The organism is Streptomyces sp. So13.3 (assembly GCF_005860785.2).
Lineage (GTDB): Bacteria > Actinomycetota > Actinomycetes > Streptomycetales > Streptomycetaceae > Actinacidiphila > Actinacidiphila fildesensis.
Genome location: NZ_CP048835.1, coordinates 534,444 through 554,391 on the forward strand (window position 1 = coordinate 534,444; position 19,948 = coordinate 554,391).

The following is a 19,948-nucleotide window of genomic DNA, read 5'->3' on the forward strand; positions in this document are numbered from 1 at the left end:
CGGGGTAATTTTATCAGCGGATATATGAGCGCAGGAAACGAGTTGGCCGCCATCCCGCCGGGGCAGATGACGCTGTCGGACGGGCGGAGCGCGGCCCATTGCTACGTGAGTAGCCGGCTTCATGGGGCCGGTCGGGCCCTTGGCAGGGCCCTGCGGCCCCTCCCCCAGCGGATTCACGGCCTGCACGCTGGAACGGAGCCGGTCCGCCGGCCACCGGCGACCTCGGTGTCGGATACGCGCTACCGCGCCATACCGACTTCCACTTTGCGCGGTTCGAGGGCCACGGTGTGGCTGGATCGCACGGGACGGCAGGTCCCGGCGCCCGTGGCTGGCGAAGAGCTCATGTCGATGACGTTGGTCGGTGGTGCGCTGGGCGCCGGCTGCGCGGCATTCGCGATCGTCATGGTGCGCGGACTGGTCCGCCGGGGTGCCGATCGGCGGCGCATGACGGAATGGGAAAGGGCCTGGGCGTTGACCGCTCCCGAGTGGGGCCGGCGTCCGGTGTGACGACGAACCGCACCTCGAACCTGAGCACCGCAGAGCGCGGCGTGAACGTCACCGAGCGGCTGAACGGGCCCTCGAAATAGGGACGTTCGGCCCGGATCGCCGGGACTGCGGACCCCTGCGGTCCCGGATCCCGGGACAGCATATTGAGACCGGAAGCGCACCCCGCACTCCCCCGCACACAGACCGCGCCCGGCCCAGCCGGGCCGGTCGCCCTCACCCCCAGGAGATCGACCATGCCGCAGCAGACCCCGGAACTTGCCCGACGCGTGGTCGTCGGAGTCGACGGATCGGAGTGCTCCAAGTCGGCGCTGAAATGGGCGATGACCTACGCACGGCTGACCGACGCAACCGTTGAGGCGATCACCACATGGCAGAACCCCGACACCTACGTCTACAGCTATGGCTGGGCGCCCGGAGTGATCGACATCAGTGAGATCCCGGCCAGCGTCCGCAAGAACCTCGACGCAGCCATCGCCGACGTGGCCGGACAGGTCGACCGGCCCGTCGAGGTACTCGCCCGAGTGGTGCAGGGGCATCCGGCAGAGGTGCTCCTGGAGGCCGCGGCCGGAGCGCAGCTGCTGACCGTGGGCAGCCGGGGGCACGGCACCTTCGCCGGCATCCTCCTCGGCTCGGTCAGCCGGCACTGTGTCCAGCACGCACCGTGCCCGGTCGTCGTCGTTCCTGAGTGAGGTGTCCGCCGACCACCGTTATGACAGACGCTCAAGGAGTCCGCCGCTCCAGCCTGCGAGACGGCGGTACCCAGCCCGTTCGAGTGCCGGATCCCGCCTTCAGCCGAGGGAGCGCCGCCGGTTCAGCCGGATCCCCCTTCGCCCCGCCCCAGGGCGGCCGCGTGGTCGGATACGTAGGTCTGGAGATCGCGTGGCGGCCGCTCGTAGCCGGTGGACGGCGGGCGCTGGGGCAGTTCCAGCGTCGGCCGCGTCACCTCGCGGTACGGGATCGCCGACAGCAGATCGTTGATCATGTTGATCCGCGCGCTGCGCTTGTCGTCACTGGCGACGACGTTCCAGGGCGCCTCGGGGATGTCGGTGTGCACGAACATCTCGTCCTTGGCCCGCGAATACGCCTCCCACCGGGTGACGGACTCCAGGTCCATCGGTGACAACTTCCAGCGCCGGGTGGGATCTTCGAGCCGGGCACGGAAGCGCTCCTCCTGCACGGCGTCGCTCACCGAGAACCAGTACTTGCGCAGCAGGATGCCGTCCTCGACCAGCATCCGCTCGAAGATCGGGCACTGGTGCAGGAAGCGTCCGTACTCCTCCTTGGTGCAGAACCCCATGACGTGCTCGACCCCCGCGCGGTTGTACCAGCTGCGGTCGAACAGCACGATCTCCCCGGCGGCGGGCAGCTGCTCGACATAGCGCTGGAAGTACCACTGGGTGCGCTCGCGCTCGGTCGGCGCGGGGAGCGCGGCGATCCGGGCGACCCGCGGATTGAGGCGCTCGGTGACGCGCTTGATGGTGCTGCCCTTGCCGGCCGCGTCACGTCCCTCGAAGACCACGACCAGCCGGACGCCCTCGGCACGCACCCACTCCTGCAGCTTGACCAGTTCCGTCTGCAGCCTGAGCAGCTCGCTCTCGTACAGCCGCCGCGGCAGCCGCTCCTGACGTGGGGCACTCGTTCGGGACTTCTTGCCGGATGCCACGGCGGCCTCCATCAGAGAGCGGGTACTGGGGGTCCACGCTATGGCTTTTCCGCGATGCGGGCCGGTTGGACCCCGGTACCGGGTCCGAGTGGCCCAAGCGGCCGGCACTGGTGCCGGGCCAGGCTGTACCTGAGGGGCTGCGGGGCGGGCACCGGCCCCACCGGCCGGCCTACGGCCGGGTCCCCGGCGGGAAGCCCGCAGACAGCAGCAGACGGCCGCAGAAGCCGCAAGAAGCATTCGGTGAAGGGAACGGCCATGAAGGCATTCGTTTTCCACGGCCCGGGGCAGTCCGCGTGGCACGACGTTCCCGACCCGGGGATCCAGGACGCCGCCGATGTGATCGTCCGTGTCGATGCCGTCACCATCTGCGGTACGGATCTGCACATCCTCAAGGGCGACGTACCGGATGTCCTGCCCGGCACGATCCTCGGCCACGAGGCCGTCGGTGAGGTCGTCGAGGTCGGCAGCGGGGTACGTACGGTCCGGCCCGGCGACCGGGTCCTGGTCTCCTGCATCTCGGCCTGCGGACTCTGCCGGTTCTGCCGGGAGGGCGCGTACGGGCAGTGCCTCGGCGGCGGTGGCTGGATCCTCGGCCACACCGTCGACGGCACGCAGGCCGAGTACGTCCGCGTACCGTTCGCCGACCTGTCGTTGCACCCGCTGCCCGCCACGGTGAACAGCCAGGATGCCGTGCTGCTGGCCGACATCTATCCCACCGCGTACGAGGTCGGCGTGCTGAACGGGCGGGTGGGTCCGGGCGACACCGTCGTCGTGGTCGGCGTAGGCCCCATCGGACTTGCCGCGATCGCCACGGCTCAGCTGTTCTCGCCGGGCAGGACCATCGCCGTCGACCTCGTGCCGGCCCGTTTGGAAGCCGCCAAACGTATGGGCGCCGACACAGTGGTCAGCGCCGCGGAGGACCCCGAACAGCTGGTCGCGGACCTCACCGACTGCCTGGGGGCCGATGTGGTCATCGAAGCCGTGGGCGTGCCCGCCAGCTTCGAGATGTGCACCCGCATGGTACGCCCAGGAGGGCGGGTGGCCAACGTCGGGGTGCACGGCAAGCCCGCGACACTCCATCTGGAATCCCTGTGGAGCAAGAACCTGACGATCCGCACCGGACTGGTCGACACGTACTCCACCCCCGCCCTGCTACGGATGATGACCGCCGGACGGCTGCCCACATCGTCCCTCGTGACGCACGACTTCCCGCTCCACCGCATGGAGGAGGCGTACGACGTCTTCTCCCGGGCCGCCGACACCGGCGCTCTGAAGGTCGTACTCAGCAGCGGACCCACGAAGGACCGGACATGACCGCTGCCAATGTCGTCGTCGGCGTCGACGGCTCCGTCGTCGCGATGCGGGCACTCGACAAGGCCTCCGCGGAGGCGGACCGGCGCGCCACCGGTCTGGAGATCGTCTATGCCGTGCCCGGCTTCGACGAGGCCGGACCGGTTCTCGCATCGGCCGTGACCCGGGCACGCCACCGCTACCCGGCGCTCGCGGTGAGCACTACGGCAGTGGTCGGCGACGCGGCCGAGGCCATCGTGAGCCGTGGCCGGGACGCCGCCCTCACCGTCGTCGGCACCCGTGATCTGCCCGGGTTCGCCGGGAGGCTGCTCGGGTCGGTCAGTCTGCGGGTGGCGGCTCGCACCCAGAGCCCGCTCCTGGTCGTCCGCGGCGACCACACCGCGTGGCACGACAGTTCAGGACCCGGCGGTGACGTCCTGCTCGGCCTGGAGGACGACACCGACACCGACACCGCCGGGTACGCCTTCGCCGAGGCGGCCCGGCGCGCGGCGCCGCTACGGGTCGTGCATGCCTGGACCTACCGGCACCTGCCGCCCGTCGGATACGCCCCGGTACCCACCAGCCACCTTCAGGAGGACATCGTCCGGCGGGCGCGAACGGAGGAGGCGGTACCCGGCCACGTCGTGACACCCCTGCGGGAGACGTATCCGCAGGTTCCCGTGCAGACGCGCACCGTAAGGTCCGGCGCCACACACGCCCTGCTGGAAGCCACCTGCGGAGCGGCCGTCATCGTGGTCACCGCGCACCGCAGACCGGGCCTGCTGGGACTTCAACTCGGCCCGGTCGCCACCGCATTGCTGCACCACTCCCACTGCCCGGTCCTGCTCGTCCCCGAGACACCACAAGGCTCGTTGCCCGTCTCCCCGCGCGATTGAGCCGGGGCCGCTGAGCGGGGCATCGACGGAAAGGGCCGGCCCGCAGGCCGGCCCTTTCCGTCCGTCGGACGCTGTACCCCTCGGATGGGATCCCACGGAGCCGTGTGCGCGGTGGTGCACCGGACCGGCCCCGTGCCGGAGAGGCTAGAAATCGCCGTCGGCCAGCCACAGGTCGGGGCCGAAGACCTCGTAGTGGATGTTCCGGGCCGCCACACCGGCGCGGAGCAGCTGGCCGCGTATCACGCGCATGAACGGTAGCGGTCCGCACAGGTAGACACTCGCGTCGGACGGGACGTCCACGCCGTCCAGGTCCATCAGACCGGCCCGGGCCCCGGGTGCCTGCACCGGATCCGGGCGCTCGTACCAGACCAGTGCGCGGGCCTGCGGCAGGCTCTCGACGCAACGGTGGAGATCGTCCCGTAGCGGATGGTCGGCGGGCGAGCGGTCGGCATGCAGTACCAGGACGGGGCGGGTCGCACCGGCAGCGCAGAGGTGTTCGAGCATGCTCATCAGGGGTGTGGTGCCGATGCCCGCGGAGACCAGTACGACCGGACGGTCGGATTCCTCCAGCACCACCTCCCCGAAGGGTGCCGAGCAGGTGAGTTCATCGCCGGCGACGACCGTGGAGTACAGGAGGTTGGACATCTCCCCGTCCGGGGCACCCGGCTCCTGAACCCGCTTCACGGTGATCCGGCGCGACTCGCCGCCGGGGGCACCGGACAGGCTGTACTGGCGTAGTTGGCGTACACCGTCGGGCATGGTCATCCGCACGCTGACGTACTGACCGGGCAGGGCCTCCGGGGCGGCGGCGCCGTCGGCGGGACGTATCAGGAACGACACGGTGTCCGGGGTCTCCTCGCGGCGCTCCACGACAAGCCACTGCCGCCAGCTGCCGCCGGGTTCGACCCCCGCGCCCTGGTACAGGCGCGTCTCACGGACGATCAGTGCACCGGCCATCAACCAGTACACCTCGTCCCAGGCCGCGACCACCTCCGGGGTCACGGCCTCGCCCAGCACCTCCGCGATCGCGGCGAACAGGTACTTGTGGACGATCGTGTACTGGTCGTCCGTGACACCGACCGCGGCGTGCTTGTGTGCGATGCGGTTCAGCAGAACATCCGGCCGGGCGTCCGGATCGGCGAGCAGCGCGCCGGCGAAGGCCGCTATCGATCCGGCAAGGGCCCGGCGCTGGGCTCCGCTGGCCTGGTTGCCCCGGTTGAACATCCCGTCCAGGAGTTCCGGCCGCTCGCTGAACATGGCGCTGTAGAAGCGGGTGGTGATCTCGTCCAACGCGCCGCCGACCGCGGGCAGGGTGGCGCGTACCAGTACTGCGGACTCGGCAGAGAGCACCGTGACCTCCTGAGGTCGTTGGGGCACGGCAACGAGCCGGGCCCGGGGAGCAACAGACCCGTGTATAGCAGCCAGAGATCATGCCTTTTACGGCCGGATCGGACACTCGAACCAGACTGGGGACCCTTGACCGGCCAGATCGGGACCATGGTCCGGAGAGACCTCAAGGCGACAAGGACCCAACGGCCCTCCGGAAGAGCCCATCCGGCCCTCGCGGATCGCACTCGGCGTCGGGCCGGCCATTCGCCAGGATGAGCCGCATCGCCGCGAAGAACCGGACCGCCCACCGGAAGAGCAAACACTTCCCGTGGGCGGTCGGTCCGTCAGTCAGGATGTCGGCCTCTGAGAGGCGACCGACCCACTAGCGGACGAGGCCCCACGCCTGCCCGTTGTTGAAGTCGGCTGCGCAGGTCCACAGAGTGAGCCACGTGCCGTTCGCCAGCGAACCGCCCTTGTTGGTCAGGCACTTCCCGCCGGTGACGGTCCACGTGCGCTCGTTGGTCCCGTTGAACCTCTGCGGGTTGTTGAGCGAGTTGAAGTCACAGGTCCAGAGGGTGAGCACGGCGCCGTTGGTGCCCGAGGCGTTGCCGCGCGGCGTCAGACACTTGCCGCTCACATCGTGAACGATGAAGCCTTCCACCCAGTGCCAGTTCTGCAGGTTGCTGCCCGTGCACGACCAGGTGGTGATGACAGCGCCGTTGGACGTGCTGTTGCCCTCGGGAGTTGCACAGTTCCCGAGGTTGTACAGCCGGTCACCGGCGGCGTTGGCGGTACCGGTGGCGAGAACGCCACAGCCCAGCACGGTGAGCAGCGCGAGCAGCACTGCGGAAGCCTTGCGAATCACGTTCTGTTCCTTAATCGTCTTCTCCGGCCCGACGGCCGGCATGGTGTCCTGTTCTGTGACGCCGCCGCCGGGAGCAGATGCGGGTCTGGACGTCCGCCACCGGCATGCGTGTCTGTTTTTGGGCGCACGAGAGTCCGGCCCGCGAACCATGACGTTCGGGACCGCTGGCCCTGTGGAGTACCCCCTGGACGAGCGCGTATTTCGGGCTGACTCGCCATACGCACGCGTCGTTCACCGGAACTTTACATGGCCTCAAGCCAGGTGTTGATCTTGAGGGTCGGTCACATCTCGGATGCGGCTGGTTCAACGCCGGGCGTAGGGCCGGGTCATGATCTCCATGTTGTGGCCGGCCGGGTCGGCGAAGTACGCACCGCGGCCGCCGAAGAGGCGGTTGATACGGCCTGGATCGGTGTGGTCGGGGTTGGCGTAGTAGGTGACCGCGATCGCCTTCAGGCGAACGATCATGGCGTCGAACTGATCGTCGGGCACGAGGAACGCGTAGTGCTGCGACTGGATCGGTTCGTCGCGCTTTTCGTAGTAGTCGAGCGTCACGCCGTTGCCGAGGTCGACGGGAAGGAACGGCCCCAGCGGGGCACTGACCTTCAGGCCCAGGATCTCGGCGATGAACTCGGCCGACAACTGCCGGTCCGTGGCATACACGGCAGTGTGGTTGAGCTGGACGGCTGTGGTGGGTGGCTGCTGCTGGTCGTGCGACATTCTGTAGTGCCTCTCCGAGTCTTGGGTTCCACTGAGATGGGCGCCGCGAGAGGGCGCCGGAAGGGAAGACAAGGAGAGGGCGGCGGGCTTCTTGCCCGCGCGGTGCTCAGGGCGAGGCCGGGGGCCTCACTCGTGTATGGCCCAAGGCCGACCCGGCAGTCACCCGGCCGACCTTAATGCCCCGTCGGAGGCCAAGGCAACGCCCTATAGTGTGTCGTCGACCAAGGGGTAGCAGCCGGCACGCCGCTGGTTTTCCTGAACCCGGCCGGTGCCGCGCGGCGGCTGATTGGACGGACGGAGGGGATCGCGGCATGACCGGCCCCCACACCGATGAGGAGCCCGCCGAGCATCAGCGCTTCGCCCGCTACCTGCAGGCCCTGGAGGCCGTCGCCGAGCCGGACGAGGCCGGCCTGGTGGCCACCGTCCTGCGTGACGAGGACGCGACGACGGCGGACAGCGCGGTGGGCCGCCATCTGGACCGCCGGGCCGCGGACCTGCTGCCCGACCCCCGTTTCACCGCCTGGGCCCAGACCCTGACCGAGGTGATCGCGGACCGCGACTTCCTCGCCTGCCGCCTGCGCGAGTGGACCCTGCTCAGAACCATCGCCCTGGGCAGGCCGTGGGCCGCCGAGGATCTCACCAGGGCGTCCGACTGGTGCCAGCGCATGGCCGCAACCACGCAGATCGCGCCCTCATCCAAGGCCCTCAGCCTGCTGGCCGAACACGGACGGACCCGCCGCGTTCGAAACGCAGCAAAGCTGCAACTGCAGCGCTGGACGCAGCCCGACTGACGTGACCCATCGGTGATGCGGGCCGGTGCTATTCCCTGTGCTGGACCAGCTGATGGGTCTCCCGCGAGACCCTCCCTGTTCCCGTCGGCGGCAGACCGGTGATCGGCCGGACGTACCCGTCGTACACCAGGAACGCCACCACCGGGGTGCCCAGGGACAGGCCGTCCTTCTGTCCGAGCTTCCAGCCGGCGCCCGGAATCACACCGCGCACCTGCGGCTCGTCGTGCCGCTCCACCCGCAGAAAGCCGGGGCGTTCCTTGGCGGACACCAGTCGGCCCTCCTCCTGGTCCAGCACAAGAGCCAGGCCATCCGCACTCCAGCTCTCCACCCGCATCTCCGTCTCGCTCTCGTCCGAGCCGGGCGCTGCGTCCGGGTCGGTGAAGTAGGCCCGGTACTGCACGTCGTTGGTGTCCATCGGACGATCATGCCTCAGCGCGCACGGCAAGCGGGGCTCAGCAGGTCATGGACCTGAGTCTGTCGAGCGCCGTCCACCGGGCCGGCCGGGTGGCGGGCTCCGCACCCATGGATCCGCCGCGCGCCCGTAGTTCGACCACCGTGACCCGGCCGTGCGGCCGCTCGACGGTCCAGGCGTCCTCGACCGGTACTTCCGCGACCATGGCGGGTACCCGATGCGTCACGCCCTCCGCATCGGTGAAGGGGAACTCACGGGTGAAGGACGGCTCAAAGGACCGCTCCCAGTCGGCCTGCAGCGCGACAGTGCTGACGAGGAGGGCGCAGAGTGCGGGATCAGCGCACTCTGCCACTTGGCCGAACAGGCCGTCCGTACCGCGAGTCCGCCGGTGCAGCCCGTGCAGCCCGTGCAGGTCGTCAAGGCCGGGCTGTCCGACCTCGATCGCGTACGACGCCATACGGAACCCCGGCCGTGCCGCAAGCCGGCTCGACATCCTGGCCGAGGCGATGAACGCACCCTCCCGTCCGAGTGCGTGGACCGCGGCACCTTCCGCGTTCCGGGCACCGACCGGGCCGACGACCCCCCGCAGCTCGGTGCGGGTCGTCCCATCGGCGCAGGCCTCCAGGGCCGCCAGCGCCAGCCACAGGCCGGCAGGCGAACACATCACGTCAGCCCTGGCACCACGGACCACCGGATCATCGAAGAGCAACTCCAGCCACAACTCGCCCAGGGCTGTGATGGCCCCGGCGGCGCCGGTTTCCGTTCGCACAACAGCCCTCCTGCCGACGGCTCCACAGGGGGCCGACTTCGTGGCATACCAGTGCGTTCCCTGGCGTTCCCGACGAGGTTACGGGCATGGCCGGCCGGGTGCTGAAGTCGGCCCCGCTGCCGTGCGGGACGTCAACTCGACCGCGACGCGCAGTGGCCGTCATCGGTCGCCGACCGATGACGGCCACTGCTCAGGTTGTCACCCGTGCCAGAGCTGGGTCGCACCTCCGTAGCAGTCCCACTGGTTCACGACGGTGCCGTTGCTGTGGCTCCACACGGCGTCCAGACACTTCCCGCTGTCCACGTTCACGACCTCGTATCCGCCGTTCACCAGCCGCAGCGTCCACAGTTGGGTAGCGCCGCCGTAGCAGTCCCACTGCGTCACGGCTGTGACTCCACACGGCGTCCAGGCACTTGCCGCTGTCGGTGTTCACGATCTCCTGGCCGTTCCAGCTCCACTGCTGAGTCGCGCCGCCGTAGCAGTCCCACTGCGTCACCGAGGTGCCGTTGCTATGGCTCCACACGGCGTCCAGGCACTTGCCGCTGTCGACGTTGACGAAGTAGCCGCCGGCCACCGCGACGGCCGGGCCGACGGGCTTGACCTGAGCGCCGGCCGGTGCGGCCGCTACGAGACCGCCCCCGATGAGGGAGGCAACGCCGACCGCGAGGGCGGCCATACGCTGGACGTGATTCCACGCCATGATGAAGTGCTCCTTCGCTGATGCCACTGGTGTGGTGGCTACGGGCCGATCCTTGCTGTCCGTGGATCAGGTGATGACTCGGAGAAGCCGGCTTCCGTCTTCGATGCCAAAACTCTCGGATGTTCCGCCCTGGGTCGAGCAGCTTTTCGGACGATCCTGGATGTTCTCGGACAGAGCACCATCGATACCGGAATCACTGTCACGAGCGAACAATTCACGACACCGACCGAGGTCGGGAACGCAGAAAGGGCCCCCGCCGGCTTTCGCCTGCGAAGACCCTTCGCACCGTCGGGACGCCCCGATATGAACCTACGGCTGCGCGCTGTGCGCGGCGTCGAGCTGGTGGTCCGACCAGATGTAGCTTTCGGGAAGCAGGCCGGTGATGGGGACGGTCCGGAGGCCGTCACTAGTGCCCACGATGACGTCGAGGGCCGGGAAGTAGTCGAGAAGGACCTGGCGGCAGCGGCCGCACGGAGGCACCACTCCGCGGTCGCGGTCTCCGACGGCGACGATGGTGTCCAGCTCGTAGGCGCCCTGCGCGGCCGCGGCACCGATGACGACCAGCTCTGCGCAGGGGCCGCCGGTGAAGTGGTAGGCATTCACCCCAGTGACGATCCGGCCGTCCCGGGCGCGGGCCGCCGCCATGGTGTGGTTGTCGCCCCGGCAGCGTGTGGCCGCGACGTGCGCCGCGGCCTCGATCAGTTCATGGTCGACGCGGTCGGTCTGTGGGGTCATCTTCTCTGCCTTCATGCGGTGTCATGCGGTGTCATACGACGTTGGCCCGGCTGACGATGGCGCGGAGCCGGCATCAGCATTGTGCAGGGCGAAGGCGTGCCCGTCCCCGCGGGCCCCGGGCTACCGGGTGAGGTCGAGGGCGGCCCGGATGATGCTGTCGGTGTCCATGCCGTGGTAGCGGTAGACGTCCTCCAGGGAGCCGGACTGCCCGAAGCGGGTCACGCCCAGGGTGCGTACCGGCACCTGGTGGATCGTGGCGAGGAACGCCAGGGTGTGCGGGTGGCCGTCCAGCACGGTGACCAGAGGGGTCGCACGGGCGCGGGGGAAGGCCTGGTCGAGGATCCAGTCGGCGGCCTCCGGGTCCTGTCCGGTACGGGAACCCTGCGCCCGGAAGAGCAGGTCGGGGCTGGTCACGCAGACGACGTCCGCGGCGACGCCCTGCGTCGCGAGCCGGTCCGCGGCGGTCAGGGCCTCGGTCACCATCGCGCCCATCGCCGCGATGGTGACCTCCGCGCCCGCGACGCGCCGCATTGGGTAGGCGCCGGCCACCACTTGCCGGCGGCGGCGCTCCCGGGCGGCGGGATCGGTGGGCACCGCGGCCAGCGACTGGTCGACGGACCGGGTGGACAGCCGCAGATACGCCGACTCGCCGTCCGAGCGGCCCAGCTGGGCCAGCGCCGCGAGCAGGGCCCACTCGACGTCGATGGCGAAGGCCGGTTCCCACGTCGTGCAACCGGGCTGTTCGAGGCCCACCGATGGCGTGGTGATCGACTGGTGGGCGCCGCCCTCCGGCGCCAGCGTCACCCCGGACGGCGTGCCGACCAGGATCGACTGGCCGCCGGCGTAGATGCCGAACGACCACGGTTCCAGGGCGCGCTGCACGAAGGGGTCGTAGAGCACGCCGATCGGCAGCAGCGGCCGGCCCCAGCGGCTCCAGGTGGCGCCCAGTTCGCCGAGCAGACCGACCAGGTTCGTCTCCGCGATACCCAGCTCGATGTGCTGGCCGGTCGGCTTCTCCCGCCAGTGCAGGATGGTCTCCGGGTCGTCCGCGAACCAGTCCGTGCGCTCGGCCACCGACCACACGCCGACCTTGTTCACCCAACCGCCCAGGTTGGTGGAGGAGCTGACGTCCGGGCTGACCGTCACCACCCGCGCGGCGGCCTCGGGCGCCTGCCGGGTCAGATCGAGCAGCGCCCGGCCGAGCGCCGCCTGGGTGGTGCCGGAGCCCGTGGGGGTGCGGCCGATGTCGGTGGGCAGCGCGGGCGGCGGCTGGAGCACCGGGGCGTCGCGACGCAGCCGCTCGGCCGTTTCTGCGCACAGCCCCGCCGCCGCGGAGCCGAGCGCGAAGTCCGCCCAGGGTCGGGCGGTATCGCAGCCCAACTGCTCGGCCAGCTGGTCCATCTGCTCCTGGGTGAGCAGTGAGGAGTGGTTCTGGGGGTGGCCCTGGACCGGGAGGCCGTAGCCCTTGACGGTGTACGCCAGGATCACCGTCGGCCGGGTGTCGTCGACCGCGGACAGAGCGGCGTCCAGCATGGCCAGGTCGTGGCCGCCGAGGTTCCGGACGGCCGTGACGAGCTCCTCGTCCGCCAGTTCTGCGAGGAGTTCGGCGATCCCGGCCGCACCCGGTCCCGTACCGGGCAGGCGGCTGCGCAGCTCCAGTGCGGAACAGCGCAGCAGCCGCTGGTACTCGGCGTTCGTCATCGCGTCCAGACGGGCGCGCAGCGCGTCGCCACCGGGCCGGGCGAACAGCTCCTCCAGCGCTCGTCCGTACTTGACCTCCAGGACCTGCCAGCCGGCCGCCGCGAACATCCCGCGCAGTCGGTCCGCGGTGGCCAGCGGCACGACGCGGTCCAGCGACTGGCGGTTGAGATCGACGATCTACACCAGCTCACCGAGTCCGGCCACCGCCGGGTCGAGTACCGCCTCCCACACCGCGCCCTCGTCCAACTCGGCGTCGCCCACCAGCGCGTACTGCCGACCGGCGAATCCGCCGTCGGCCGCGGTCACCCCGCTCTCCGCTTCCGGCCTGGCCGCGTCGCCCGGACCCGTGCGGGTCCCGGCATCCGCGCCGTCCCGGACGTAGCGGCGGGCCAGCGCGCCCCAGATCGTCGCGGTCGCGCCGATGCCCACCGATCCGGTGGAGTAGTCGACCGGGTCGGGGTCCTTGGACCGGCTCGGGTAGCTCTGCAGGCCGCCCAGTTCCCGCAGCGTCGGCAGATACGCCTCCGGCAGCTCGCCGAGCAGGTAGTTGATGGCGTGCAGCACCGGCGAGGCGTGCGGCTTCACCGACACCTGGTCCTGCGGGCGCAGATGGCGGAACCACAGCGAGGTCATGATCGACACCATGGAGGCGCACGACGCCTGGTGGCCGCCGACCTTGAGTCCGGACGGGTTGGGACGCACCCGGTTCGCGTGGTGCACGATCGAGCTGGACAGCCAGAGCAGGCGGTCCTCCACCTCGCCCAGCACGCCGTAGGGGTCCGATCCGCTGGATTCGGCACGGTCCCCGAGTGGAGCGGCTGTGGTCATGGCGGGAGGTCCTCCTGGGGTTCTGCCGGGGTTCTGCCGGGGTTCTGCAGGTCTTCGCCGGTCGGTGGCGTACGGCACGACGGTATGTGTTCGCTGCCGACCAGGAGACCAGCAGGCAACCCGGCACACAAGTCGGGGCCGCACCGGGCAGAGGTCGAGCTGACGGGCGCGCGGCGCCGGATCGGACCGCCGTCCTGATCCGGCGCCGCCCGGCCGTGGCGTGGTGTCAGGCCGCGTGGCGGTGGTGGTTGAGAGTTGCGCGGGCGTGGCGCTCGATCAGGACCGGCCGGCAGGCGGCGTGGCCTGCTACGCGACGTGCCCCGTGTGGATGATCGAGATGCGGCCCAGGTTGCACTCCCCCGCGCCGCCACCGGCCGCACGGTGGGTTTGCGCCCGCAGCGCGACGCTGGCCAAGGTGATCAACAGGTCCGCGTCCCTGTCGCCCCCCAGCACCACGGTCACCCACCCCGAACCCGGAAGCAGGCGCAGCGCGGTGGAGTGCCCCAGTTCCTCGTGCAGGCGCTCGATCGCCGGTCGGCCCAGGTACAGGTCGGCCTGTCGCTCGGAATGGAAGTGGACGATCTCCGCCCCGTCGGCCAGCACAGCCGTCCCCGTACCGCACCGGGCCGGGGCCGCGGACAGGCCCGGCCACGTCATCAGGTCTTCCATAGCGCGACGCGCAGATGCCATGCCCACATGATCGACCGTTTGCCCCCGGTGCCGCTACCCCGCCCTCGTAACATCCTGTGGTCCCGGCTGTTCGTGGACGCGCGCGGCGAGGACCGCGATGTCGTCGTCGGGCGTAGTGGGTGCGACCGTGGTCAGAACATGGTCCAGCAGGTCCTCCAGGGACTCGCCCGGGCGCGGGCGGCGCAGGCGGGTGAGTCGGGCAAGGGAGGCGTCGATGTCCTCGGTGCGCCGCTCGACCAGACCGTCGGTGTAGAGCAGCAGCATCTGCTCGGGGTCCAGTGAGTGGACCACCGCCTGGTACTCGCCCAGACCCGTTCCCAGCGGTGGCCCGGTGGGAACGGCCAGCAGTTCCGCCGGCCCGTCCGGGCGGAGCAGAGTGGGCGGCGGGTGCCCGGCGCTGGCGAAGGTGCACCGATGACGTGCCGGTTCCACCAGGGCGAGCAGACAGGTGGCGGGGCGGGTGGCGTCGCTCTGCGAGGTCAAGTGGTCCAGTTGCCGCAGGATACGGTGCGGCGGCAGGTCGGTGGCCGCTACGTAGCGCAGCAGCATGCGGTAGGCATTCATGTCGACGGCCGTCTCCACCCCGTGGCCCATGACGTCGCCGATGACCAGCAGGGTGCGGCCGAAGGACAGGCGGATGGTCTCGAACCAGTCGCCGCCCACCATCGCGGACGTACCGCAGGGCAGATACCGGGAGGCCAGCTCCAGATTCGCGTGCGGGCTGCCCGGGTCGGCCAGCAGCGCCCCCTGCAACTCCATCGTCAGGTCCTGCGCCACGGCGTAGCGCCGAGCGTTGTCCATGCTCCGGGCCGCCCGGTCCGCGACCGCTTGCACAGTGGCGGCGTCGTCGTCGAAGGCGGCACTGGGTGGGGATCTGAGCAGCGACAGGACACCGATGAGCCGGCCGCCGGCCCGCAGCGGGACGACGAGCACCGACGCGGCACCGACGCCGCCCCCGAGCTCGCAGGACCAGTCCTCGCCGGCGCCGGCTCCCTGTCCGCCGGTCCTGTCGTGGCTCAGGAAGGCCTGGCCGCTCTCCAGGCACTGCGCGGTCGGGCACCTGGGCAGATGACGCACCCACTCCGCGGCCGGCGCAAGGGTCTCCATGCCGTGACGCAGTCCCGGAACCGCCTCCAGGGCGGTGCGCCGCACCCGCAGCGGGCCGGCCCCGACGGTCAGCCCGGCCGGAAGCGCCTCTGGGGGCAGGATCTCGACACTCGCCAGGTCCGCGAAGCGCGGGACCGCGAACCGCGCCAGTTCCGCGCAGGTGACGTCCAGGTCCAGGCTGGTCCCGATCTGCTCCGTGGCCTCGTCCAGCAGCGCCAGCCGCGCCCGGTCGGCCAGCAGTGCACGCAGGGCATCGGCGTTGTCGAAGGCCGACGCAAGCACCGTCTCACCTTCGCCCGGGCCGGTGCCCGCTGCTGTGGAACGCACCCTCGCCTCCCTGGTCCGGCCCCCGTCCCGGAAGAGCAATCATCGGTTCCCCGGACGCCGTGCGCACCCAGGCACCCTGTGAGGTAGCCGACACCCGGCAACCCTATGCCGTCACACACGCAACACAGCCCCCAGGGGACCCACGATCGGCGGGTCGAGGTCCGGCGCGCACCACTGCGAAAGCCGCCCGCCGTGCCTACGCTGGTGCAGGTCTCCAGCGATGGCTTCGCCGAGTCGGATCGCTCACCGTCCGAAGTACCGGGAAGCCCGTGAAAGAAATCCGTGCGGCGGTGTCGGATCGGGGCGGAGCTGTTCGTAGTAAGGGTGAGCGGTCGCCCGGGAGGGGCGTCGCCGAAGCGCAGGAGATGGTGCGAGATGCAGTATCTGGTTTCCGTGATCACCGACACGACCGACAACCTCGCCACCCCGGACGAGGACGCTGCGATCGACGTGTTCAACGAGCGCCTCCAGGCCGACGGTCACTGGGTCTTCGCCGGCGGCCTCGGCGGGCCCGACACGGCCACGGTGATCGACAACCGCGGAGCGGAGGCGTTGTTCACCGACGGGCCCTTCGTCGAGTCGAAGGAGTTCCTGATCGGCTTCTGGATCATCGAAGCGCCCGACCTCGACGTGGCGCTCAAGCTGGCGGCCGAGGGGTCGAAGGCCTGCAACCGGAAGACCGAGGTGCGGCCGTTCCTGTGAGCGTGACCGACGTCCGGGAGGCGATCAGCCGGGCCCACCACGAGGAGTGGGCCCGGGTGGTCGCCGCCCTGACCGGACGATTCGGCGACCTCGACATCGCCGAGGAGGCGGCGGCCGAGGCGTTCGCGACCGCCGTCGAGCGGTGGCCGGCCGACGGCGTGCCGCCCAACCCCGGCGCCTGGCTGACCACCACCGCCCGCCGCAAGGCCATCGACCGGGTCCGGCGCGAGAACAAGCGCGTCGACAAGCAGAAGGAGGCTCAGCTGATGTACGACGACCCGCCCGAGCCTCCCGGCCTCATCGACGACGAGCGGCTACGGCTGATCTTCACCTGCTGTCACCCGGCGCTTGCGATGGAGACTCGGGTGGCGCTGACACTGCGCATGGTCGGCGGTCTGACCGCGACCGAGATCGCCCGTGCCTTCCTGGTGCAGGAGACCGCCATGGGCCAGCGGATCACCCGTGCGAAGGCCAAGATCAAGGCGGCTCGCATCCCCTACCGGGTGCCGTCCGCGGCGGACCTCCCGGCACGCGTGTCCGGCGTACTGGCCGTTCTCTACCTCGTCTTCAACGAGGGCTACCTGGCGACCGGCCCCGACACCGACCCCGTACGTCACGACCTGACCGCCGAGGCGATCCGGCTCACCCGCCTGATCCGTGCCCTCATGCCGCAGGACGGTGAGGTGGCCGGGCTGCTGGCGCTGATGCTTCTGATCGAGGCCCGCCGTACCGCCCGGGTCTCGGGAAGCGGCGAACTCATCGCCCTCGATGAGCAGGACCGTGGGGCCTGGGACGCGGCGCTGATCACCGAGGGCCACCGGCTGGTACGCGAGCGCCTGGCGACCGGTGCGGCTCCGGGCCGCTACCAGATCCTCGCGGCGATCAACGCCGTGCACACCTCCGCCCGCGGCGTACGCGACACCGACTGGTCGCAGGTCGTCGCCCTCTACGACCAGCTCGTCCGCCTCGACCCCTCGCCGATCGTCGCCCTCAACCGGGCCATCGCGGTCGCCGAGCTCGACGGCCCGCAGGTGGCGCTGGCGGCCGTCGACCGTCTCGAGGACAAGCTGGCGGGCTATCACGCCTACCACGCGACGCGCGCCGACCTGCTGCGCCGGCTGGGCTACGGTCAGCAGTCACGCGCGGCCTACGACAAGGCCATCGATCTGGCGGGCAACACCGCCGAGATCACCTATCTGACGCGCCGCCGCGACCAGCTGGGGTAGCGACGCTTCCGGCGTGACCGTCGGGTGACGAGCCAGTGGGCCACGTCGCTCCTGCCCGGGCTGTACGACTTCCACGGCTGGAGCAGCAGCAGCACGTCACCGCCTGTCGGAAGTCGCGGTCAGGCGGGCTGCCACAGCTCGACCCGGTTGCCCTCAGGATCGGTGACCCAGCCGAATCGGCCGACACCCGCCATGTCCTGCGTCTCCGGAGCCACGTCCGCTCCCTTGGCGCGCAACTGAGCGAGCATCGCATCGAGGTCGCCGACCCGGAAGTTGAGCATGCTCTGCTGGGCGCGGGACCCGAAGTAGTCGGTCTCGGACTCGAAGGTCGCGAACACCGTCGGCCCGGCTCCCGGACGCCACAGGCCGTTCTCATCTGCGTCCAGGCCCAGGCAGTCGCGATACCAGGCGCCCAGAGCCGCCGGATCCGCTGCCCGCAGGAAATATCCACCGATTCCCAGCACACGTTCCATGCCGCCATCCTGCCAGGACGGCGATCGCGCGTGGTGGCACCTTGCCGGGTTGCTCGCAACAACGCGGATCCCCGGCTTGCACGGCGGGAGCGCGCGAGTTCGTGAGCGAACACCGCACTCACGGCAGCACTCTGATCAGGCTTCACCCGATCGCAGTAGCTCCGATGCTTCTGTCGCCGAGAGGGAGTGGCCCCATCGCCGAGCGTCCGAAGTTCGCGGAACTGCTGCGCCGGCACCGGCGCGCGGCCGCCGTACGCACTGGCTGATCTCGGCCGGTGTCTGGGTCGCTGGGCCGCCGCGGCGAAAACGTCTCCCGTCCGGCCACGGTGGCCGCCGTCATCACCCAGGCAGCCGAGGGCCTCAACGGCTGGTCCTGACGGCCGCGGGCGCTCGCCCCATCCGTCCACCGTCTCGACCTCGGCGCGGGTGACAGCGACATCGACAGCCCCGGTGGCGGCGAGTGGATGACCGATGACCTCCTGGACTGGCTGGCCTCCGGGGCCGGCTCACCATCTGCCTGAGCGCCATGATGCGGTCCCTTTCTCGGCGAACCCGGTCGGGTGGGATCTGGTTCGGGGTACGTGCGACCCAGGCGGCGGCTGTGCGTCCTGCGGAGACTGCGTCAGCCGCGCCGTGGCCACCGGTGGGTGGTCCCTCGAGCGCGTGTGCTCAGGCCCAGTGCCACTCCACCTGCGTCGGCGCCGGCCGGTCGTCGCTCATCGTCTCTCCCGTCCTCACGAGGCGGCCTGGCCCGGCGGGTTGACCGCGGGGATCCAGCCGACCAGGCGCCCACCGGTGTAGATGAAGCCGGCGCCGATGCCGAACGCGCCGTTCACGCCGCCCCAGACGAACCACAGCGACGAGATGCCCCCGAGGCCGGCCGCCTTGGTGATGGCCGACAGGTCGAGGGGCCCCTTGATACCGCCGAGGATGCTCGCGAAGTCCTTTCCGAACTTCGCCGGATCGCTCAGCAGGGTGCCCCACATCTTGCCGGCGCCCTGGAGCCCGGCCCAGTTCGATGCCCAGAACCCGATCTCGGGGGTGGTGGCGCCGAATTTGCCCAGCAGCCAGTTGGTGGCCGGATTGTTGAACCACTTCGACGTGTTCTGCCAGTCGGCGGCCACGTTCGGCGGCGGTGCCCCGGCCGGTTGGGAGCCCGGGGCAGGGCGACCCGGCACGTTTCCCGGCCTGTTGTTCGGCCCGAACGGCCGGGAGAAGTTCGGGACACCTCCGCCGGGACGCGGGTTGCCCGCCCCGAACGGCCTGGAGAAGTTCGGAATGGAGCCGGCGGGCGGCCGCAACGGCACCAGTTGGATGCCGCCGGCTCCGCCCGGCCGGTTCGCGAGGGCGGCGGCCTTGGCGATACTGGAAATCCCCTTGCCCACCACCGCGACGATGGCGCCCAGACCGGCCAGGCCGAGCCCGACCGCCCCGAGCACGACGTCCAGGACGCTGCCCTTGCCGTCGACGTACAGCACGATGTTGGCGATCAGCGTGACGGCACCGGCGACCACCCCGGCGATGACGATGACGTTCACACCGGGGATGAGGATCGCGAGGACGCCCAGGATCATGCCGATGATGGCGAAGATCTGGCTGATCTTGGCCATGACGGCATCGAGCTTGTCCTTGTAGGAGTCGGTCAGCCCATCGGTGTACCTTCTGGCGCTGACCGCGTCGCCGAAGCGCTTGCCGGCCACGTTGAGAGCGTCCACGGCGTTGTTGAGCCGCGTCTTCGCCGCTGCCATCTTCGAGTCCGCCTCGGAGTTGGCCTTCTCCTTGTCGGTGCCCTTCTGCTGTTCCTCGGGGGTGATGGTGCCGTCCGGACTCTTCGTCGGATCCGGTAGGCCCTTCGCCTTGGTCTGGGAGCCCTGGGCCTCGTCGGCGTCCTGAAGCGCGCCGGCGGTCTCGCTGAGCCCCCGGTCCAGATCCGGCTCATACTTGCCGATCTCGTTGGCGACATCGTGGTAGCGCACCGCGGCCTTGCCGAGGCTGTCCTTGAGGGTGCCGGCCTCGGACTTCAGCCCCTCGACGTACTGGCCGGCGAGGCTGTCACTGTCGCTGTCCACGATCTGCCCGAGCTTGGCGGTCGCGTCATCGATGGTCGTGGCGATGTGGCTGTAACGCTTCTGCGCCGCGCTCACCACGTCGGGGTCGGCGTAGGCGGGGTCCGAGTCCAGGTCCAGCGACGACCAGTCGAGATTTCTGATTGCCATGCGG

Annotated in this window: 20 protein-coding genes and 1 pseudogene; 8 read left to right on the forward strand and 13 right to left on the reverse strand. The window is 70.2% G+C overall.

Annotated features, from left to right (window positions below; genetic code table 11):
- Positions 1–342 precede the first annotated feature (342 nt).
- Positions 343–507, forward strand: a complete 165-nt coding sequence (locus C8250_RS43060) for a hypothetical protein (RefSeq protein ID WP_210340062.1) — start codon at positions 343–345, stop codon at positions 505–507.
- A 233-nt stretch (positions 508–740) separates the two neighbouring features.
- Positions 741–1,196: a universal stress protein gene (locus C8250_RS02415; RefSeq protein WP_138352417.1), complete on the forward strand. Its 456-nt coding sequence runs from the start codon at positions 741–743 to the stop codon at positions 1,194–1,196.
- A 122-nt stretch (positions 1,197–1,318) separates the two neighbouring features.
- Here the strand turns inward: C8250_RS02415 and ppk2 are convergent, their stop codons facing one another.
- The gene (ppk2, locus tag C8250_RS02420) at positions 1,319–2,170 is read right to left on the reverse strand and encodes a polyphosphate kinase 2 (RefSeq protein WP_244808946.1); all 852 of its coding nucleotides are present in this window, start codon (positions 2,168–2,170) and stop codon (positions 1,319–1,321) included.
- 255 nt (positions 2,171–2,425) lie between these two features.
- Here ppk2 and C8250_RS02425 point away from each other — a divergent pair, with 255 nt between their 5' ends.
- Together C8250_RS02425 and C8250_RS02430 are read left to right on the forward strand one after the other, a co-directional pair.
- On the forward strand, positions 2,426–3,484 hold the full coding sequence (locus tag C8250_RS02425) for an alcohol dehydrogenase catalytic domain-containing protein (protein ID WP_138352415.1): 1,059 nt from the start codon (positions 2,426–2,428) through the stop codon (positions 3,482–3,484).
- Positions 3,481–4,356, forward strand: a complete 876-nt coding sequence (locus tag C8250_RS02430) for a universal stress protein (RefSeq protein ID WP_138352414.1) — start codon at positions 3,481–3,483, stop codon at positions 4,354–4,356. The genes C8250_RS02425 and C8250_RS02430 overlap by 4 nt, the downstream gene beginning before the upstream one ends.
- Positions 4,357–4,500: 144 nt before the next feature.
- Here the strand turns inward: C8250_RS02430 and C8250_RS02435 are convergent, their stop codons facing one another.
- From C8250_RS02435 to C8250_RS02445, 3 genes are all read right to left on the reverse strand, one after another.
- Positions 4,501–5,706 carry a globin domain-containing protein gene (locus C8250_RS02435; RefSeq protein WP_138352413.1) on the reverse strand — a complete coding sequence of 402 codons (1,206 nt, stop codon included), beginning with the start codon at positions 5,704–5,706 and terminating at the stop codon, positions 4,501–4,503.
- A gap of 361 nt (positions 5,707–6,067) precedes the next feature.
- The gene (locus C8250_RS02440) at positions 6,068–6,550 is read right to left on the reverse strand and encodes a ricin-type beta-trefoil lectin domain protein (RefSeq protein ID WP_164292350.1); all 483 of its coding nucleotides are present in this window, start codon (positions 6,548–6,550) and stop codon (positions 6,068–6,070) included.
- 303 nt (positions 6,551–6,853) lie between these two features.
- Positions 6,854–7,267, reverse strand: a complete 414-nt coding sequence (locus tag C8250_RS02445) for a VOC family protein (protein WP_138352411.1) — start codon at positions 7,265–7,267, stop codon at positions 6,854–6,856.
- Positions 7,268–7,578: 311 nt separating this feature from the next.
- Here C8250_RS02445 and C8250_RS02450 point away from each other — a divergent pair, with 311 nt between their 5' ends.
- Positions 7,579–8,058, forward strand: coding sequence for a hypothetical protein (locus C8250_RS02450; RefSeq protein ID WP_138352410.1), 480 nt, complete (start codon positions 7,579–7,581; stop codon positions 8,056–8,058).
- Positions 8,059–8,086: 28 nt separating this feature from the next.
- On the opposite strand, the gene C8250_RS02455 is transcribed toward C8250_RS02450, so the two are convergent.
- From C8250_RS02455 to C8250_RS02465, 3 genes are all read right to left on the reverse strand, one after another.
- Entirely contained in the window at positions 8,087–8,473 is a 387-nt protein-coding gene (locus C8250_RS02455; RefSeq protein WP_138352409.1) for a hypothetical protein, read from the reverse strand.
- Positions 8,474–8,510: 37 nt separating this feature from the next.
- A complete protein-coding gene (locus C8250_RS02460) occupies positions 8,511–9,239 on the reverse strand; it encodes a serpin family protein (protein ID WP_138352408.1) in 729 nt (242 codons plus the stop codon).
- Positions 9,240–9,437: 198 nt separating this feature from the next.
- Complete coding sequence (locus C8250_RS02465; protein ID WP_138352407.1) at positions 9,438–9,623, reverse strand: RICIN domain-containing protein; 186 nt, start codon at positions 9,621–9,623, stop codon at positions 9,438–9,440.
- A 127-nt stretch (positions 9,624–9,750) separates the two neighbouring features.
- Here C8250_RS02465 and C8250_RS43255 point away from each other — a divergent pair, with 127 nt between their 5' ends.
- Positions 9,751–9,960: a hypothetical protein gene (locus tag C8250_RS43255; RefSeq protein WP_244808947.1), complete on the forward strand. Its 210-nt coding sequence runs from the start codon at positions 9,751–9,753 to the stop codon at positions 9,958–9,960.
- Between the two features lie 288 nt (positions 9,961–10,248).
- Here C8250_RS43255 and C8250_RS02475 read toward each other — a convergent pair whose 3' ends face one another.
- The 4 genes and pseudogenes from C8250_RS02475 to C8250_RS02490 form a co-directional block, all read right to left on the reverse strand.
- Positions 10,249–10,674 carry a cytidine deaminase gene (locus C8250_RS02475; protein ID WP_138352406.1) on the reverse strand — a complete coding sequence of 142 codons (426 nt, stop codon included), beginning with the start codon at positions 10,672–10,674 and terminating at the stop codon, positions 10,249–10,251.
- A gap of 120 nt (positions 10,675–10,794) precedes the next feature.
- Positions 10,795–13,203: pseudogene (locus C8250_RS02480) on the reverse strand (pyruvate dehydrogenase).
- A 306-nt stretch (positions 13,204–13,509) separates the two neighbouring features.
- Positions 13,510–13,893, reverse strand: a complete 384-nt coding sequence (locus C8250_RS02485; RefSeq protein WP_138352405.1) for a luciferase family protein — start codon at positions 13,891–13,893, stop codon at positions 13,510–13,512.
- A 33-nt stretch (positions 13,894–13,926) separates the two neighbouring features.
- Positions 13,927–15,327: a GAF domain-containing SpoIIE family protein phosphatase gene (locus C8250_RS02490; RefSeq protein WP_138352404.1), complete on the reverse strand. Its 1,401-nt coding sequence runs from the start codon at positions 15,325–15,327 to the stop codon at positions 13,927–13,929.
- Positions 15,328–15,702: 375 nt separating this feature from the next.
- On the opposite strand from C8250_RS02490, the gene C8250_RS02495 reads away from it, so the two are divergent.
- Complete coding sequence (locus C8250_RS02495; RefSeq protein ID WP_138352403.1) at positions 15,703–16,029, forward strand: YciI family protein; 327 nt, start codon at positions 15,703–15,705, stop codon at positions 16,027–16,029.
- Positions 16,026–17,255, forward strand: coding sequence for an RNA polymerase sigma factor (locus C8250_RS02500; protein ID WP_198357752.1), 1,230 nt, complete (start codon positions 16,026–16,028; stop codon positions 17,253–17,255). Before C8250_RS02495 ends, C8250_RS02500 begins: the two co-directional genes overlap by 4 nt.
- A 119-nt stretch (positions 17,256–17,374) precedes the next feature.
- On the opposite strand, the gene C8250_RS02505 is transcribed toward C8250_RS02500, so the two are convergent.
- A complete protein-coding gene (locus tag C8250_RS02505; protein WP_138352402.1) occupies positions 17,375–17,728 on the reverse strand; it encodes a VOC family protein in 354 nt (117 codons plus the stop codon).
- A gap of 734 nt (positions 17,729–18,462) precedes the next feature.
- Positions 18,463–19,944, reverse strand: a complete 1,482-nt coding sequence (locus tag C8250_RS02510; protein WP_138352401.1) for a DUF308 domain-containing protein — start codon at positions 19,942–19,944, stop codon at positions 18,463–18,465.
- Between the last annotated feature and the right edge of the window lie 4 nt (positions 19,945–19,948).